The sequence below is a fragment of the Xanthomonas sp. F1 genome, from assembly GCF_014199855.1.
Map to the genome: position 1 here is coordinate 2501 of NZ_JACHOK010000021.1, position 3671 is coordinate 6171.

Annotated in this window: 2 rRNA genes (1 of these 2 cut by a window edge); both read left to right on the forward strand. The window is 55.8% G+C overall.

Annotated elements, in window-relative coordinates:
- Positions 1 to 2852: ribosomal RNA gene (locus tag GGR71_RS20860) — 23S ribosomal RNA — on the forward strand (it extends 28 nt beyond the left edge of the window).
- A gap of 152 nt (positions 2853 to 3004) precedes the next feature.
- A 5S ribosomal RNA gene (gene rrf / locus GGR71_RS20865) occupies positions 3005 to 3119 on the forward strand.
- Positions 3120 to 3671 lie beyond the last annotated feature (552 nt).

Here is a 3671-nt window from a genome sequence, read left to right on the forward strand (position 1 = left end):
TGCCTTGGCGGTCAGAGGCGATGAAGGACGTGGCAGCCTGCGAAAAGTGTCGGGGAGCTGGCAACAAGCTTTGATCCGGCAATGTCCGAATGGGGAAACCCACTGCTTCGGCAGTATCCTGCAGTGAATACATAGCTGCTGGAAGCGAACCCGGTGAACTGAAATATCTAAGTAACCGGAGGAAAAGAAATCAACCGAGATTCCCTAAGTAGTGACGAGCGAACGGGGACTAGCCCTTAAGCTGGTATGGTTTTAGAAAAACAATCTGGAAAGGTTGGCCATAGAAGGTGATAGCCCTGTATTTGAAAGGGCCATACCAGTGAAGACGAGTAGGGCGGGGCACGTGAAACCCTGTCTGAACATGGGGGGACCATCCTCCAAGGCTAAATACTCCTGACCGACCGATAGTGAACCAGTACCGTGAGGGAAAGGCGAAAAGAACCCCGGAGAGGGGAGTGAAATAGATCCTGAAACCGTGTGCGTACAAGCAGTAGGAGCTCGCAAGAGTGACTGCGTACCTTTTGTATAATGGGTCAGCGACTTACTGTTCGTGGCAAGCTTAACCGTATAGGGGAGGCGAAGGGAAACCGAGTCTGATAAGGGCGCATAGTCGCGGGCAGTAGACCCGAAACCGGGTGATCTAGTCATGCCCAGGGTGAAGGTCAGGTAACACTGACTGGAGGCCCGAACCCACTCCCGTTGCAAAGGTAGGGGATGAGGTGTGATTAGGAGTGAAAAGCTAATCGAACCCGGAGATAGCTGGTTCTCCTCGAAAGCTATTTAGGTAGCGCCTCATATGTATCCTCTCGGGGGTAGAGCACTGTTATGGCTAGGGGGTCATCGCGACTTACCAAACCATTGCAAACTCCGAATACCGAGACGGACTGTATGGGAGACACACGGCGGGTGCTAACGTCCGTCGTGAAAAGGGAAACAACCCAGACCCACAGCTAAGGTCCCAAATTCACTGCTAAGTGGAAAACGATGTGGAAAGGCATAGACAGCCAGGAGGTTGGCTTAGAAGCAGCCACCCTTTAAAGAAAGCGTAATAGCTCACTGGTCGAGTCGGTCTGCGCGGAAGATTTAACGGGGCTAAGCAGTGAACCGAAGCTTGGGGTGCATCGCGATAAGCGATGCGCGGTAGAGGAGCGTTCCGTAAGCCTGCGAAGGTGGATTGAGAAGTCTGCTGGAGGTATCGGAAGTGCGAATGCTGACATGAGTAACGACAATGCGGGTGAAAAACCCGCACGCCGAAAGCCCAAGGTTTCCTTGCGCAACGTTAATCGGCGCAGGGTGAGTCGGCCCCTAAGGCGAGGGCGAAAGCCGTAGTCGATGGGAAGCAGGTTAATATTCCTGCACCTCGCGTAAGTGCGATGGAGGGACGGAGAAGGTTAGGTGTACCGGGCGTTGGTTGTCCCGGGGAAAGGCGGTAGGTTTGGATCTTTGGCAAATCCGGGATCCTTTAAGACCGAGCACCGAGACGAGTCTTTTAGACGAAGTCACTGATACCACGCTTCCAGGAAAAGCTCCTAAGCTTCAGCTTACGCAGACCGTACCGTAAACCGACACAGGTGGGTAGGATGAGAATTCTCAGGCGCTTGAGAGAACTCGGGTGAAGGAACTAGGCAACATGGCACCGTAACTTCGGGAGAAGGTGCACCCTTTTTGGTGGCTCGTGCGAGCTATAGCTGAAGAGGGTCGCAGAAACCAGGCCGCTGCGACTGTTTATCAAAAACACAGCACTCTGCAAACACGAAAGTGGACGTATAGGGTGTGACGCCTGCCCGGTGCTGGAAGGTTAATTGATGGGGTCAGCCGCAAGGCGAAGCTCTTGATCGAAGCCCCAGTAAACGGCGGCCGTAACTATAACGGTCCTAAGGTAGCGAAATTCCTTGTCGGGTAAGTTCCGACCTGCACGAATGGCGTAACGACAGCGGCGCTGTCTCCACCCGAGACTCAGTGAAATTGAAATCGCTGTGAAGATGCAGCGTTCCCGTGGCAAGACGGAAAGACCCCGTGAACCTTTACTATAGCTTTACACTGAACGTTGAGTTCGTCTGTGTAGGATAGGTGGGAGGCTATGAAACTGTGGCGCTAGCTGCAGTGGAGCCATCCTTGAAATACCACCCTGTCGTGCTTGACGTTCTAACCTAGGTCCGTAATCCGGATCGGGGACCGTGTATGGTGGGTAGTTTGACTGGGGCGGTCTCCTCCTAAAGAGTAACGGAGGAGCACGAAGGTACGCTCAGCGCGGTCGGACATCGCGCACTGTGTGCAAAGGCATAAGCGTGCTTGACTGCAAGATCGACGGATCAAGCAGGTACGAAAGTAGGTCTTAGTGATCCGGTGGTTCTGTATGGAAGGGCCATCGCTCAACGGATAAAAGGTACTCCGGGGATAACAGGCTGATACCGCCCAAGAGTTCATATCGACGGCGGTGTTTGGCACCTCGATGTCGGCTCATCACATCCTGGGGCTGTAGTCGGTCCCAAGGGTATGGCTGTTCGCCATTTAAAGTGGTACGCGAGCTGGGTTCAGAACGTCGTGAGACAGTTCGGTCCCTATCTGCCATGGGCGTTGGAGATTTGAGAGGGGCTGCTCCTAGTACGAGAGGACCGGAGTGGACGAACCTCTGGTGTTCCGGTTGTCACGCCAGTGGCATTGCCGGGTAGCTATGTTCGGAAGCGATAACCGCTGAAAGCATCTAAGCGGGAAGCGCGCCTCAAGATGAGATCTCCCGGGACACAAGTCCCCTAAAGGAACCATGTAGACTACGTGGTTGATAGGTCAGGTGTGTAAGTGCAGCAATGCATTGAGCTAACTGATACTAATGATCCGTGCGGCTTGACCATATAACCTCAAGATGCTTCCTCATAAGCATCCCTTAGCGCGACACACGTCGATCGCTCTCACTCGCTCGCTACATCACACCCCATGAGAGGCTGGCGCCTGCCGTCCTCGGTCATACGACCGATCGACCGCACGGCGACACTCCAACCGTCTCCCTGGTGAAATTAGCGCTGTGGAACCACCCGATCCCATCCCGAACTCGGAAGTGAAACGCAGCTGCGCCGATGGTAGTGTGGCTCAAGCCATGCGAGAGTAGGTCATCGCCAGGGGCTTTACCCCAAATCCCCGTCCCACAAGGACGGGGATTTTTTATTGCGCGGGGGAAAAGCTAAAGAAAGCAAACAGCGCCCACGGCACAACACAAAACACCGCGCAGCAACGGCTTGGTGGGCGCTGGTGGAGCCACCAGCGCCGCCGAGCAATGCGGTTGTCCGAACGACGCCGCAAATAGCTTGGCTCAGCTCCATCACGACACCCGGCTACGCACCGTGCATGCGGATACGGGAATGCCTTGCCAGGGACAGCGTGGATGATCGGCCATGCAAGTTGCGGATAGATCGCAAGAGCCCCCCCTCATGCGCATCGCGGCTACCGCGTGGAGGCACAGCGCGGCTGCTGTCGGCCGCCAGACCCACCGCGATCCGGCTGTTAAACGACGTCCAGCGCGATCGCGTCACGCAGCGCCTCGCCTGCAGTCGAGCGTCAACGGCACGTGTGCCGCTGACTTGCGGCACTGCGCTACCGCGGCCCGCCGGTCAGCAGGCTGATCCCCAAACCGCCAGGACGGCGTCCCGTGACCCAACTGCTGCGCCAGGCGCGCG